The organism is Dyadobacter diqingensis, from assembly GCF_024220585.1.
GTDB classification, from domain to species: Bacteria; Bacteroidota; Bacteroidia; order Cytophagales; family Spirosomataceae; genus Dyadobacter; species Dyadobacter diqingensis.
Map to the genome: position 1 here is coordinate 416,194 of NZ_JAMXKF010000005.1, position 15,407 is coordinate 431,600.

General features: G+C 44.5%; 10 protein-coding genes. 6 read left to right on the top strand and 4 right to left on the bottom strand.

What is annotated here, in order from left to right; translation table 11 throughout:
- Window positions 1–192: 192 nt before the first annotated feature.
- Window positions 193–2,844, bottom strand: coding sequence for a DUF7133 domain-containing protein (locus M1L62_RS17035; RefSeq protein ID WP_254560814.1), 2,652 nt, complete (start codon window positions 2,842–2,844; stop codon window positions 193–195).
- A gap of 398 nt (window positions 2,845–3,242) precedes the next feature.
- On the opposite strand from M1L62_RS17035, the gene rbsK reads away from it, so the two are divergent.
- The 4 genes from rbsK to M1L62_RS17055 all read left to right on the top strand — a co-directional run bounded on the left by rbsK (window position 3,243) and on the right by M1L62_RS17055 (window position 9,571).
- Complete coding sequence (rbsK, locus tag M1L62_RS17040) at window positions 3,243–4,139, top strand: ribokinase (RefSeq protein ID WP_254560815.1); 897 nt, start codon at window positions 3,243–3,245, stop codon at window positions 4,137–4,139.
- Between the two features lie 2 nt (window positions 4,140–4,141).
- On the top strand, window positions 4,142–4,654 hold the full coding sequence (locus tag M1L62_RS17045) for a nucleoside hydrolase (protein ID WP_254560816.1): 513 nt from the start codon (window positions 4,142–4,144) through the stop codon (window positions 4,652–4,654).
- A gap of 188 nt (window positions 4,655–4,842) precedes the next feature.
- Window positions 4,843–7,149: an NADP-dependent malic enzyme gene (locus M1L62_RS17050; protein WP_254560817.1), complete on the top strand. Its 2,307-nt coding sequence runs from the start codon at window positions 4,843–4,845 to the stop codon at window positions 7,147–7,149.
- Window positions 7,150–7,387: 238 nt separating this feature from the next.
- Window positions 7,388–9,571, top strand: coding sequence for a sialate O-acetylesterase (locus tag M1L62_RS17055; RefSeq protein WP_254560818.1), 2,184 nt, complete (start codon window positions 7,388–7,390; stop codon window positions 9,569–9,571).
- 14 nt (window positions 9,572–9,585) lie between these two features.
- Here M1L62_RS17055 and M1L62_RS17060 read toward each other — a convergent pair whose 3' ends face one another.
- From M1L62_RS17060 to M1L62_RS17070, 3 genes are all read right to left on the bottom strand, one after another.
- Window positions 9,586–10,095, bottom strand: a complete 510-nt coding sequence (locus tag M1L62_RS17060) for a GNAT family N-acetyltransferase (RefSeq protein WP_254560819.1) — start codon at window positions 10,093–10,095, stop codon at window positions 9,586–9,588.
- 97 nt (window positions 10,096–10,192) lie between these two features.
- Complete coding sequence (locus M1L62_RS17065; protein WP_254560820.1) at window positions 10,193–11,164, bottom strand: aminotransferase-like domain-containing protein; 972 nt, start codon at window positions 11,162–11,164, stop codon at window positions 10,193–10,195.
- Window positions 11,121–11,621 carry a GntR family transcriptional regulator gene (locus M1L62_RS17070; protein WP_254560821.1) on the bottom strand — a complete coding sequence of 167 codons (501 nt, stop codon included), beginning with the start codon at window positions 11,619–11,621 and terminating at the stop codon, window positions 11,121–11,123. The genes M1L62_RS17065 and M1L62_RS17070 overlap by 44 nt, the downstream gene beginning before the upstream one ends.
- Before the next feature lie 353 nt (window positions 11,622–11,974).
- Between M1L62_RS17070 and M1L62_RS17075 the strand changes: the two genes are divergently transcribed.
- Both M1L62_RS17075 and M1L62_RS17080 read left to right on the top strand, forming a co-directional pair.
- Window positions 11,975–13,726 carry a DUF885 domain-containing protein gene (locus M1L62_RS17075; RefSeq protein WP_254560822.1) on the top strand — a complete coding sequence of 584 codons (1,752 nt, stop codon included), beginning with the start codon at window positions 11,975–11,977 and terminating at the stop codon, window positions 13,724–13,726.
- A gap of 48 nt (window positions 13,727–13,774) precedes the next feature.
- Entirely contained in the window at window positions 13,775–15,163 is a 1,389-nt protein-coding gene (locus M1L62_RS17080; protein ID WP_254560823.1) for an aminopeptidase P family protein, read from the top strand.
- The last annotated feature ends 244 nt before the right edge of the window (window positions 15,164–15,407 follow it).

Below are 15,407 nucleotides of genomic sequence, written 5' to 3' on the forward strand. Positions count from 1 at the left end.
TAATTTTAACATGTGTCTGATATTGTGGTGATTAAACCGTGTGAATTCAGCCGCAAAGGTGAAGGATAGGATCAGACATTACAAGGGGAATTTAGTAAATGGAGTAACAATTGAGGGAACGGTTTTAAACAGAAAAAGCAGGTTCTTATGAACCTGCTTTTTCTGTTTACGCTTAACCTGTTCTCCCGAAGCTTACTTTTTCTGCTGCGAAAGGAAAGTGATCAGCGATGCGAATTCCTCGTAAGATAACGCACTTGCGAGCCCGGTCGGCATCATGGAATCTTCCAATTCTTTGCGGGAAACGATATCCGATGTTTTGATGGTATAAAGCTGTCCGGTGATGTCTCTCATAACAACCTTCGTAGCGGATTCCTGTGTGATGAATCCCATATAAGTTTTCCCGCCTTTTGCGTCGATCACGACAGAGGCGAAACCTTGTGAAATGGATGCGTTTGGTTTAAGAATCGATTCAGCAATTTGCTCGCGGTTCATGATCGATCCGATTTGTCCCATAAACGGCCCTTTCATCGTTTCGCCCTTGGTAATGCTATGGCAGGCAACACAGCCCTGACGGGTAAACAGGGTTTTTCCCAGCGCAGGATCTCCGTTGATTTTCGCCATAGCCAACATCACATCTTCAATCGATGATTCGCCAACCTGTCCTTTTTTATTTCTGATTTTATCCAGGTCGACTTTTACTTCCTCTTTCACCGCCGCAACTTCGTCACCTCCGAATTCTGTAATTTCCATGCGATGTCTGCTGTTCAAGTCCGCGAAAAACTGTTTTCCGGCAGCATCAGACTTATTCCATTCCTGGGTTAAAATATCTTTAATCGCAGGTGAAGATTCCCAGGTGATCGCTTTGTAATAAGGTCCGTGAGAATCAGGTCTGGTACTCCACCACCATGAACCATCATAGTCGGCCTCTTTTTTGTACAAACGAGAAAGTGTTGTCAGAATCTGTTTTTTCAAAGCCTCATCTTTCGCTTGTTTGTAAGCCGCGATAAGTCCGTTCACCGCTTTCGGATCATGCATGTAACGTAATGCCCAAAGTGCAATCGTTGAATTTTCTGTCCCGATCGCAGCCACACAAGCGTCCACTGCATGAAGTGACACAAGCGAACGAACAGCAATGTGAGGAGGGATAATTGCTGAATTCGGCGTTGCGTGAGGACCTTCCACATCTTTTGCAGGCGGAACAAATGAAGCAGGAACTTTAACCTGCAACAATGCCTGAGCCGCTTCTACGCGTCCAAGACGTCCAAGTCCGATTGTAGCCGCAATCTGCACACGTGGAGAAGGATCTTTTAGTCCTTTCAGGAACGGCTCAATCGGTACATTTTTAAGATTGCCTTTGCGATCTGCCAGGGCACGTAATGCAAATTCTCTTGTGTCATTGTCGTCAACAAGTTTCAGCAAATTCGTTACACCATCGGCACCCGTAATCTGGGCGTAGGTGAAAATGCCCGCCACTTTTGTGTAAAGAGGTAGGCTTTTGTCTGCCGCAAGTTTCCATGCCGCTTCGCCGGATTGCTTGGCCGGACGTGTCAATAACTCTTGCTGCGCGTCCAGACGGGCTACTGCACTGCCTGATTTTAGTAAGGCCACCAGTTCTTTAACGGAAGCTTTCTTTACATTCGGATAAGCTTTGTAAGTCCAGTTCTGAGGCACAGCGCGTACAACAAATCCTTTTGACGGGTTTCCCGAATAACCGGCACCATCCCAGGCCGAAAGGTACAAACGGCCTGATCCGTCAATATCCAGATCGGTGATTTGCGATAATTTGATAAATTCTTCGTCTTTCTGTTTAAATGTAGCCTGGTCCTGTGTAACACGGTGAATGAAAAGCTGGCTTCTTCCCCAGTCGGCCATCATCGGAACACGGTTGTATTTTTCAGGCCACGAAGTGTCGTCCAGGTACAGTGCGCCCGTTCCGGAGCCACCACCCAAATCAACCAGCGCAGGGATGATTTCATCCGTGAAATGCTGGAATAAAACGGGATATCCGTATTCGCCCGATTGTATCTGATTGCTGAAACGGATATTCCATCCGCCACCGTCGTTGGTATTTCCACGCGTGAAAATGTTCATGTACGGGTCAATGGCCACGTCATAAATGTTTCTCATTCCGTGCGTATAAACTTCCATCTCGGTTCCGTCCGGTCTTACCCGCACAATTCCGCCACCAAGCATGGTCATCTTTTTGCCCGTCCTGTCAACAGCATCATGGAAACCAAAATCTCCAACGGCGATGTATATCCATCCGTCAATACCCATCCGGATGCCATTGGTAGCATGATCCGTCCCACGACTTTGAAGAAATTTCGGAGAACTTATGTTCTGGATCAACGGTTTTGAGGGGCCGTCGGCCACACCGTCGCGATCTTTGTCTTCAAAAACAACAAGGTCCATGCCCGTTGCTATTTTTGTTTCGGGCGAAAATGTTGTGTGCAATACGAAAACCTGATCGCCTTTGGCAATAATCCCACGCGGGTTATCGGCCATTGCAAAAACGGAATGTTTGTCAATCTTGCCGTCGTTATTACTATCCACAAGTTTGATGATGCTTCCCTTGCCCGGATCTTTCCCAAGCGAACCGATCATATCGACACCAACGAAAACTTCTCCGTTTGGAGCCACCGCCAGACAGGAGGGGCTTGGCGTCAGATTTGGACCTGCAAAATGAGTGATTTTTAGCTCTGCCGGCCAGCTGCTTGCGTTCGGCAATGAATCGGCACGGGTGTAGGATTCTGATGATTTTTTTGTTTCTGAACTCTTACGCTGCGGACCAAACCACATGAGCATAAAGAAGGCAGAAATCAGACTAAAAGTAATTTTTAACATGTTTATAATTTAATAGATAATGGGTCAGGGGAATTTGTGAAAAATGATTAAATAAGTTACTAAAATTTTGCGCTGCTCCGAATTGTCCGTACAAAAAGAGCCGGATTATGAATTTAATACCGTCTAAATATGGAAAAATGCGTGAAACAGCCAATTTGGCGGGAAATTAAAAAACAATTCCCTTAAATCAATGTGTCATGTATACACTGAGAGGGGCTTCAAGCGAGAAAATCTTTGTGTCGTCGACTTTTATTGAAAATCCATTCGTCAAATCTTAAAAATTCCTTAAAACTATTTTTAGCGGCAGATTATTTTGGCTTAATCAATAACTTCGCTTTTCGCACTGCTTATTTTAGGCGAAGGATCAACAAACAAATGAGGAATTAAGACACAGTTTCATGTCGAAAAAAATAGTTGTGATCGGTAGCTCCAATACCGATATGGTGATTAAAACAAAGGTATTTCCCCAACCCGGAGAAACTGTTTTAGGACAAACATTTTTGATGAATCCAGGAGGTAAAGGGGCGAATCAGGCTGTTGCAGCCGTCAGGCTTGGGGCAGATGTTCGTTTTGTAGCCAGGCTGGGTCAGGATATTTTCGGGAACCAGGCGCTGGATGGTTTCAAAAAAGAGGGATTGGATATCGCCTATGTTTCTCAAACTCCAGATTATCCCTCAGGGATTGCCACCATCACGGTAAATGATAAGGGTGAAAACCAGATTATTGTTGCTTCCGGAGCCAATATGGATCTTAAACCGGAAGATTTGCCGGATGCTGTTTTTGAAGAAGCTTCGCTTGTTCTGATTCAGCTTGAAATTCCGGTGGAAACGGTGCGGTATATCGTGGAAAAATGCAGGACACTTCATATCAAACTTGTTTTGAATCCCGCTCCTGCTGTGAAAATTGACGACGAACTGTTGAAAGGGCTTTATCTGATCACGCCGAATGAGACGGAAACCGGGATTTTGACCGGAATTTTTCCCGATAGTCCCGAAGCGTTGAAGGAAGCAGCTCTTTATTTCCGGAAAAAGGGTGTTGAGCACGTGATCATTACCTTAGGTAAAAAAGGAGTTTACCTTTCAAATGATTTGTATGAGCAGATTATTCCCGCTGTGGAAGTGCAGGCAGTGGATACAACTGCCGCCGGCGATGTCTTCAACGGAGCTCTTGTTACGGCCCTTTCGGAAGGCCAGGACTGGCTTCTGGCGTGCGAATTTGCCTGCAAGGCCTCGGCGATAGCGGTGACAAGAATGGGCGCTCAGAGTTCGGCACCGTATCAACATGAAATTAAATGAACATGAAAAAATTACCCGTTATCATAGATTGTGACCCCGGCCACGACGATGCACTGATGCTGATGCTCGCCTTCGGAAGTGGATTGTTTGATGTCAAAGCTGTCACTACATCGGCCGGAAACCCCATTACCATGTGTGGTCTGGATGTGACGCATAAGGCGGTTGTTTTTCAAAAAGACATCGACTTATTCCGTGCGATTGGAAATAAAACTGGGGAAGCAGCGGCGAATATCCTCGAATTTTATTCAAAGTTTTACAGAGAAAACAGGGTAGAGCTGGAAGGTGGTGCGGCATTGCATGACCCTTGTGCGATCGCCTGGCTGATCAATCCGGATATGTTTAAAACAAAACCGTGTTACGTTGCCGTGGAAACGAAAGGGGAGCTGACAAGTGGAGCTACTGTGGTGGACTTTTACAATGTGTTGAAAAAAACGCCAAATGCCGAGGTCGCTTATGATATTAACAGAGAGGAATATATTAAAATGTTGGAAGACGCGATCAGGAATTTGCCGTGAGATTTTCATATTTTAACCTATTTTATCCCATTCTTAGTAAAACAAGTAAATACTCTGGTGTATTCCCTGCAAAGAGTGATACTTTTGGAGCATCAAACAAATTAAACAGTTCGTTAAAAATTTCTGAAACAAATTACGGTTGAGATAAGCCCTGTTTTGATCAGAAAAATGAAGTGAAATTAAAATTTATGAAGGAGCAATTGAGAAAAGAACAGGCATTGGATTATCATGCCAACGGGAGACCTGGGAAAATTGAGGTGATACCTACAAAAGATGCAAAAACCCAGCGCGATTTATCTCTTGCTTACTCGCCCGGCGTGGCGGAACCGTGTAAGGAAATTTTCAGAGATGTAGAGGAAGTTTATAAATATACAGCCAAGGGAAACCTGGTGGGCGTGATTTCCAATGGAACAGCGGTGCTTGGTCTTGGTAATATCGGTCCTGACGCCAGCAAGCCCGTGATGGAAGGAAAAGCTGTTTTGTTCAAGATTTTTTCGGATATCGATGTTTTTGATATTGAAATAAATGAAACAGATCCGGACAAGTTTATCCAGATCGTACTGGCGCTGGAACCTACTTTTGGCGGTATAAACCTGGAAGATATTAAAGCACCTGAGTGTTTTTATATCGAAAAACAGCTAAGGCAGAAAATGAAAATTCCGGTGATGCACGACGACCAGCACGGTACGGCGATCATCAGCAGCGCTGCTTTGCTGAATGCACTCGAATTGCAAAAGAAGAATATTGAAACGGCAAAATTTGTGGTAAGCGGAGCAGGAGCTGCCGCGATGTCCTGTGTTTTGTTGTACAAATCTCTTGGCGCGCGGGCCGAAAACTTTACGCTTTTTGATAAGGATGGCGTTTTGCATAGTTTAAGAACTGATCTGGATGACGACAGAAAACAATTTGCTGTATCGGCCACACCGGAAATGACCCTTGCTTCGGCCATGAAAGACGCCGATGTTTTTCTCGGACTAAGTGTAGGAAATGTGGTAAGCCCGGAAATGATCAAAAGCATGGCGGCGAATCCGATCGTTTTTGCAATGGCCAATCCTGACCCGGAAATTTCGTACGATGCGGCCACAGCTGCCCGTAACGATGTGATTATGGCAACAGGTCGCAGTGATTATCCAAACCAGGTTAATAACGTGCTCGGTTTTCCATTCATTTTCAGAGGAGCCCTTGATGTCCGTGCGACACAGATCAATGAGGAGATGAAACTTGCCGCGGTAAGGGCTCTGGCAGATCTGGCAAAAAGTGCAGTGCCGGACATTGTTAATCTCGCATACAACGAAAAAACGATCTCTTTCGGGAAAGAATATATCATTCCAAAACCGCTGGATCCAAGATTATTGGCTACGGTTGCACCGGCGGTAGCGCTGGCTGCGATGGAGAGTGGTGTGGCAAAAAAAGGAATTCAGGACTGGGATGCTTACAAGGAAGAGTTAAACCACAGACTTGGGCTTGATAATCAGCTGCTGAGAGTAATTGGAAACAAGGCACGTCTTGATCCGAAACGACTGGTATTTGCCGATGCTGATAACTGGAAAGTGTTAAAAGCAGCACAGATTGTTTTCGATGAAAAAGTGGCTTATCCGATCCTGCTTGGGGATGAAGCCAAGATCAAGTCTATTGCCGCGGCGAACGGGATTGATCTGGAAGGTCTTACGATTCTGGATCCGCGCAGTGACGAACAGGAAGAAAACAGAAAAAGATATTCGCAGTTATATTTTGCGAAACGTCAGCGGAAAGGTATCAATGAGTACGAGGCTGAGAAGGCCATGTATGACCGAAATTATTTTGGCTGTATGATGGTTGACACGGGCGACGCGGATGCCATGATTTCAGGTCTTACCAAGAATTATCCTGATACCATTCGCCCGGCACTTCAGATTATCGGTACGGAAGACGGTGTTAAAAAAATTGCTGGTATGTACCTGCTGATCACGAAAAAAGGTCCCTTATTCCTGGCAGATACAACGGTTAATTTTAACCCGACCGCAGAGGAACTTGCGGATATCACTGACCTGGTAGCGCGTGAGGTGCATAATTTCAACCTCACACCACGCATTGCGCTGTTAAGTTATTCTAACTTTGGCAGCAGCGATTCGCCGGAAGCGAAGATCATGTCGGAAGCGAGAAAACTGATCAAAAAGCGAAATCCTTCGCTGATTGTCGACGGGGAGATGCAGGCAAGTGTTGCATTCAATCCTAAAATATTAAAGGATAGTTATCCGTTCAGTGAATTGGTGAACCATGATGTGAACACGCTCATTTTTCCCAACCTTGCTGCCGGTAACATCGCTTACAACCTGCTCAAAGAAGTGGGGAACGCAGATGCCATTGGCCCGATTTTATTAGGGTTGAAAAAGCCGGTGCATGTGTTACAATTGGGAAGTTCAGTACGGAGTATTTATAACATGGCATTGGTAGCGGTTATCGATGCACAAATGAAAAGCAAAATCAAAGGTGGAGAGCATGCCGGAAAGATTTGATTGTTGATTTGAGACAGGCAGGAAAGTCCCGTTTTTTTGAACAGGACTTTCTTGCCGTATCATCATTTCTATTCGGCCGCGGCGCAACAAGACGGTGTATTTCATCGTAATAATTTACGAAAACCGATAGATAGATTTCTATCCGGTTAATAGTTTTTTATTGTGCGCTACAACGCTTTTCACCTACTTTGTGTCGTGAAAGTTACGCAACGGATATTATTTGATTTTTCACATTAGCATGAAATATACTGTCAATTCTATACTCATTCCTTTCAAAAAAAATCATTTTTCAGCTTCTTTCAGAGCCTGTTTGCTGCTCTCATTAATCCCATTCGGTGTTTACGCGCAGATAGACGTGACTGCCCCTTTGGAGAGGGCTGTCTATCAGCAGGAAACAAATGGTTCGGCAAACGTGACGATCAGCGGAAGTTATTCGATTCCGGTAGATAAGATAGAAGTGCGCGCCACGCCCATTGCGGCTTCGCAGGGAAAACCAATAGACTGGACAACTTTGCAGGACAAACCGACCGGTGGTGTTTTCAGCGGGGTTATCAATATTTCCGGTGGTTGGTATAAGGTGGAAGTGCGCGGCCTTAAAGGCGGCATTATGATTGGCAATATCGATAACATATCCCGTTTGGGTGTGGGAGAGGTATTTGTTATTTCCGGTCAGTCCAATGCCCAGGGTATGGTTGATCACTCCGTCACAACAGTTCCGCCTCCCGGCGCACAGGACGACAGAGTTAATTACGTCAGCTATAATAACGAATTCCTTAACTCGCTGGGAGATCCGCCGGCTCCGACTTTCAATCATGTCGACAGCTTTGAAGGAAATATGGGGCTTAGAGGCCATGGCAGCTGGTGCTGGGGGATTTTGGGAGACCTTCTTGCGCAAAAACTCAACGTTCCGATTATGTTCGTCAACACTGCCTGGGACGGGACTTCCATCAGAAACTGGTGGGAAAGTGCGCAAGGAATTCCTACAAAAGGGGTGTACAGTAATCCGCAACCACTTTTTCCGTCGCAGATGCCTTATGGGAATTTAAAACTTTCCATGCAGCATTATGCCAAACAATATGGCGTGCGGGCCGTACTCTGGATGCAGGGAGAAACGGATAATTCGCCGCTGAACATGGGAATTGATGAATACAGGAACAGCCTTAAATCACTGATCGGAAAACTTAGTTCGGATGTAGGGCGTCAGATTCCCTGGATTGTTGCGAGGACTTCTTATGTGGATTATCACACCGATTCTAATATTATTATTGCGCAAAACTCTGTGATCAACGAGTTGCCGGGTATTGCTTTTGCCGGACCTGAAACGGATAATCTGCCCGTGCAGCGAAAGGATGGGACACATTTCTACGGCAACGACAATTTGGTTACACTGGCCAATGCCTGGAACGATGCTCTGAGCGTGAACTTTTTTTCGAGCGTCAATCCGGTCTCAGTTTCTCAGGAACCGAAAATCACCAGCATTTGTGCTGATAATAATTCTTCAGTGAATCTCACGTTACCGGATGGTTATCTGAATTATGAATGGACGCTATCGGTGAACGGAGGTACGGAGTACAGAAATGCCAAGGCAATCAATGTCACGAATCCGGGTGTCTACACGGGCCGGGTGAAGGACGGAAATGGCAATACGCTTCGCACGCAGACTATGGTTATCAGCACAGCAATTAAACCGAATAAACCAACGATCAGAGAAGTGGGATCTCAGCAGGCTTGTGCAGATTCGTCATTTACCTTCTCGATTAATGAAGGAAATGATCTTTATAACTGGTACAAACAGGGCTCGAACAATGCCATTACAACCAACAGTTCCATCACTGTTAAAGAAGGCGGGAACTACTTTGTGAGAAGCCAAAACGTTTTCGGGTGTTTGTCAGATGACTCTGATGTGTCATCACTTATTTATCGTCCGCAGGTTCCAACGCCGATCATCGCAAAAGTAGGGCCTTTTACCGCAGAAGCGACGATCAGCCAAACAGGCCTGGGAGAGAAATATGACTGGAAACGTGGTCAGGAGACACTGGTTTCTTCTACTACAAATACGGTTAGAACAATAGAAACCGGCCTTTATGCTGCGAGAGCGAATGTTACCTATATTTTAGGAAGCAACCTGCTAACTTGTTATTCGCCTTATTCAAATGACCTTCAGTTTATAACAGAAGGAGAATCCGATATAGTTGTTTTCCCAAATCCTGGTGCCCGCGACAACGTTTACGTTGAATCCCGTGACGATATTATTGGCGCTGAAATCATCGTTTATGACCTTTACGGTCGTGTTATGGTGACGCAAAAACAAGATATGAAAAGCCGGGTTAAAGTGCTGGTCAGGAATTTAACTTCTGGCAAATACATTGTTCGTATCAAGGGACCCAATGTGGATGTGAGTAAACAGCTGGTGGTACTTTAAACCAGGTTAACAGCTCAAAAATATTTCACGAGAAGAGCCGATTGAACCGGCAAGCCAGACATTGGGTTTGCCGGTTTTTCTATTACAAAACCATGTGATTTGAATAGTTCAGACATCGGATTGTTTACTGGCTCCTCAAACCAGAGTGCATGATAAGCTTTGGACAGATAGATACATTTTTCCAGCAAAATCTCCGCAGCGCCGGTATTTTTGAAAACATCCAATATCTCAAATTGAGCAAGGTGTTTGGTTCTTTTCTCTTGTAGAAAATCAGGTTTCTGCCCGTTGTCCGAAAAGTATGCAAAGCCTGCTGGCTTATCATCAGAATAAACGACAATACATTGATTGGAAAAATCATTGAGACCTGAGATAATCGTCTGGGTATTGTATCGTGATTCAATATACTTTTCAAGTTCGGTCGCTTCGGTTTGTGCAAAGAGCCTTTCTGCAATGGTTCTTCTGGCCAGATCCTGCAACTGTAATATCCCCGTTTCGTTGGCTACAATAAATTTGGTTTTAAGCATGATGTTCGGCATTGTTTAATTTATTTACCCGGCAAAGTTAAGTAGCCCGGAATGTTGGCGAACATACACTTGATGAATAACGGAGCGGTACAGATTGTTATATTCCGATTAGTTTAGCGGCTGTATCCCCGGCAATTTTTAACGCATTTTCACGTGCTGCGGAGTATTTGTCAGAGAAAACCAGTCTGAAAAATTGATCATAAGCTTTTGAAAAACTGAATGTATATCCGGGCGTGAAGCGTATACCCGTTTCTTCACAAAGTTTGTAAAACAATTGCATATCAAGTTTTCGATCCATTTGTACCCAAAGATTGCTGCCTCCCGTCGGTTTGCTCATCACAGTACTTTCGGGGAAAAAACGGTTGATCAGATTTTGGGTGTGATAATATTGGCTGGCAAGTTGGTTCCTGAAAAGTCTGACATGCCGGTCATAACTTGTCGATGATATTAATTTCGTAATCGTTTCCTGATAAATCGGTGAAACCGTACTGCCCAGTGCATATTTGATCTGTTCGGCTTTTTTGAAAAATTTGCCTGCGGAAAGCCAGCCGAGGCGTATGCCCGGAGCCAGGGATTTTGAATAAGAAGAACAGGTGAGGACCAGCCCGCTTTCATCAAGCGACTTAATATTTATCGGTCTATGTCCTGAAAAGTGTAGATCTCCGTAAATATCGTTTTCGATTAATGGGATGCCTTGTTCTATGGCGAGCGCATGGAGATATTGTTTTTGCTCGTCGCTTAACAAACTTCCGGTTGGGTTATGGAAATTGGGCGTGACAATAACCGCTTTGATATTCATTTTCTGAGAGGCTTTTTTGAGAAGGTCGACGTCAAAACCTTGGCGAATATCCACCGGAACTTCAACTACGCGTAATTGCTGCACACGTAAAATTTCCAGTACGGAAAACACACACGGGCTTTCCACTGCCACAATATCCCCCGGAGAACATATAGATGCCAGCGCGATGTACAAAGCCTGCAAAGCGCCGTCGGTGATGATCAGTTCCTCAGGATTTAATACCGTTTTATAGGTAGTGGTTCTTTGTGCAATTTGCTCCTTCAGGGCCATCGATCCATTGGCAATATCTCAGCAAGCTGGCACCTTTCTCTCTGACGACTTGCTGCATGGTTCGGAGGATAAGCTTTTGCGGAATAAAAAAATCGCCGGGCTGCGCGACGTTAAATTCCGATAACTCGCTTTTGGTACTTCTCAGGGAGGTAATCTGTGACAAATTATTGGTGAAAAAAGCATCCCGCACGACCAAAGGCATTTTCTTATTTTGAGAAGCTACAGGGTTTGAAGCCGGTTGGTATTTGACATAATACCCGGATTTAGGTTCACTTCGAACCAGGTCTTTGATCAGTAAATGTTCATAAGCGCGCTGAATGGTTGTAATACTGGTATTATACTGCCCCTTCAACACCCTGACAGAGGGTAATTTATCTCCCGTTTTAAAAAACTGGCTGATGATATTCTCTTCAAGTTCCAGCGCAATTTCCTCAAACTTGTATCTTTTCGTAGTCAATATCTGTACCGGTTAAATATCCACTAAATAACTTCTGTATTTTCAATTTTGCAATGAATAAGGTAAATATGCCTGGTGACAGTGGAGACAAAGGAATTGGACGAATCTCATTATTGCGGGGTTTTTCATTGATCTGTACGCTCTTGGGTTAAAATCGGGCAATAACTGATTAAATACAGAAGAGGAAATGCTGATGGTAAAGTCTACATTTGAATTTTGACAAACAGCGGCAGAAGGAAATTATTAATCCTGAAAAGTGGGCGAACGAATATGGTTTTGTTACGCGATGAGAGTAATTTACGCCGGTGAATTAAATGAAATCTAAAATCAAATAATAACAGGTATTGGCTGGTATGCTCAAAGTAAAAAAAATCATGTTATGCGGCTGTTTGCTGTCAGGTCTATTGACTGGGTGTAAAAAGTCGGAGAAAGATCAGACTGTCAGAAGCGATAAATCTTTTGAAAACTATTCCGCAGGATTCATCGAGTCATTATGGAAACAATATCCCGACTGGGCAACCGGCGCGGGTTATCATAAGTACGATAGTGTTTTGGTAGTGCCGGATGAAAAATCCGTGCAGTCGTCCATAACTTTTGCCAAACAGCATCTGGATTCTTTATCTGCTTTCGACCCGGCCGGGTTATCCGCATCCAACCGGACCGATTTTTATATGATCAGGAATCTGCTCAATGAGTCACTTTGGAGCTCCGATACTTTGCAGTCGTACAAATGGGACCCGACGTCTTATAATGTAAGCGGGACTTTTGCTTTCATTTTAAATGAAAAATACGCTCCGCTAAACGAGCGGTTACGGAGTATCCACGGGCGACTGGTCAATGTTCCTTCCTATTATAAAGCCGCAAAAAATACAGTCGTGAATCCTGTACCGGAACTGTTGGCTCTGGCGATGGATCAAAATCTGGGAGGTTTATCGGTTTTTGAAAAAGATCTTCTGGACTCTGTAAAAGTATCGACACTGGAAGCTGCCGAAAAGAAGCAGATCATTGAGCGATCACAGCTGGCAGTAAACGCGATAAAGGATTATGTGCAGTGGCTCAAAGTTTTGAAAAGCGAAAAACCGCGAAGTTTCCGGCTGGGAAAGGATTTGTATGCGAGAAAATTCGCGCACAATATCCAGTCCGCTTACACGGCCGACCAGATTTATGATTCCGCTGTTGCGAGAAAGGAAGAAGTTCAGTCTAAAATGGCTGGTATAAGCCGGCAATTGTGGCCAAAATATTTTGGAAATAAACCTATGCCAAAGGATTCTCTGGAATTGATCGGTAAAATGATCGATACACTTTCCGCGAATCATGTCAAACAGAAAGATTTCCAGACCGCCATTTCAGACATTATCCCCGGCCTGATCAAATTTATCAATGAAAAGAAACTGATCGGCCTGGATCCGACCAAACCGCTGGTTGTTCGCAAGGAGCCTGCATACATGGCGGGTGTTGCGGGTGCTTCCATCAGTGCGCCCGGACCTTATGATAAAGGCGGCAATACCTATTATAATGTAGGCAGCATTGAAAACTGGCCGAAAGAAAAGGCCGAGAGTTATTTGAGGGAGTACAATCATTACATTATGCAGATCCTGGATATTCATGAGGCGATTCCCGGACATTACACACAGCTGGTTTATGCCAACCAGTCGCCGAGTCTGATCAAATCGCTGCTCGGCAACGGAGCCATGGTTGAAGGCTGGGCTGTTTACACCGAACAGATGATGCTTGAGAATGGATTCGGAAATAACCAGCCGGAAATGTGGCTGATGTGGTACAAGTGGCATTTACGGGCTGTTTGTAATACCATTCTCGATTATAGCGTGCACGCTGGGAACATGAGCAAAGAGGAGGCGATGCATTTATTGACAAAAGAGGCGTTTCAGCAGCAGGCAGAGGCGGAAGGGAAGTGGAAACGGGTGAGTGTGAGCAATGTGCAGCTGACGAGTTATTATACAGGATACAAAGAGATCATTGATCTCCGAAAAGCGTATCAAAATAAGCTGGGAAATAAATTTGACCTGAAATCATTCCACGAAAAGTTCCTGAGTTATGGAAGTGCTCCTGTAAAATACATCAGGGAGCTGATGCTTAAAGATTAGGTTTGTGATAATTAGTATAGTTTAAATCATTTAAATTGAAAATTGATCATGTTTAGTATTGACATATATAAGGAAAGAAGGCAACTGTTAAAGAAGACGGTGGGGAGCGGGCTCATCCTTTTATTGGGTAATGAGGAAGTGGGGATGAATTACCGGGATAATACTTACCATTTTCGCCAGGATAGTACCTTTTTGTATTTCTTTGGTTTGGATAAACCCGGATTGGCGGCCATAATCAATGTCGACGAGGATGTTGAGATATTGCTCGGCAATGAGCCAACCATTGATGATATCGTCTGGATGGGAACGCAGCCATCAGTATCGGATACCGCGGCATTGACCGGGATTACGAAGGTGGACGCTTTGGATTCGCTGGATACTTTGGTGAAGAAGTCTCTTGCAAAAGGGCAAACGGTGCATTACCTTCCGCCTTATCGTTCGCACACTGTGATTAAACTAAGCGGGATTTTCGGAATTCCCTATGCGGCGGTTAAAGAGCGCGCTTCTGTTAAACTGATCAGAGCAGTGGTAGCGCAAAGGTCTTATAAGTCCGCGCTGGAAGTTTCAGAGATTAATAAGGCGGTTATCATTAGCAATGAAATGCATGTGGCGGCGATCCGTCATTCTAAGGAGGGGCGGACTGAAAAATATGTGGCGGGCATTTTGGAAGGAATGGCATTGAGCGCGGGTGGGAATATTGCTTATCCGGTTATCTATACGGTCAACGGACAAACGCTGCATAATCATCCGACGCATGACCAGCTGAAAAAAGGCCAGCTCGTTTTATGCGATTGTGGCGCAGAAACGGCCATGCACTACGCAGGCGACCTGACGAGAACTTTCCCGGTTGATCAAAAATTCACTTCTCTTCAAAAAGAGGTCTATGAAATTGTATTGAAGGCCGAAGAGGCTGCCGCTCATGCGCTGAAGCCGGGAATTCGTTTTCTTGATGTTCATCATCTCGCTTGCGAGCAGCTGGTGGAAGGGTTGAAACAGCTTGGGTTAATGAAAGGTGATGTCAAAGAAGCAGTAGGTCAGGGAGCGCATACCCTGTTTTTCCAATGTGGCCTTGGGCATATGATGGGACTGGATGTGCATGATATGGAAGATCTGGGCGAACAATACGTGGGGTATTCCGATGATATGGTAAAAAGTAAGGAGTTTGGTTTAAAATCGCTGCGATTAGGAAAGGAGCTGGAAGCAGGTTTTGTACTAACGGTTGAACCGGGTTTATACTTTATTCCTGAACTTATGGATATGTGGCGGGCGCAGGGTAAGCTGAAAGATTTTATCAACTACGATAAACTGGATGCTTTCCGTGATTTTGGCGGAGCCAGAATAGAAGAAAACTTCCTGATTACTGAAAACGGGTATCAATTGCTGGGAGAACCCTTGATAAAATCGGTTGCGGATATCGAAGCAATCGGTAGAATATAACATTTTCGATACATTACATATAGTATGAGCTCAGAGATCCCTTGTTATAGGTGGTTCTTTGAGCTCACTTTATTTATATCGGGTATTATGAACGGAGCGCTACGTTTAATTATGTACCCGGAAAAGTTCAATTTGCTACTTATGTTGGCAAGTGTAAATTAACCCCTGCAACAGCCAAAAAAACTTTCCTAAAAACGCTGTTGACGATCAGGTATTTAAGTAAAGATTCAAAAATATTTTCAAA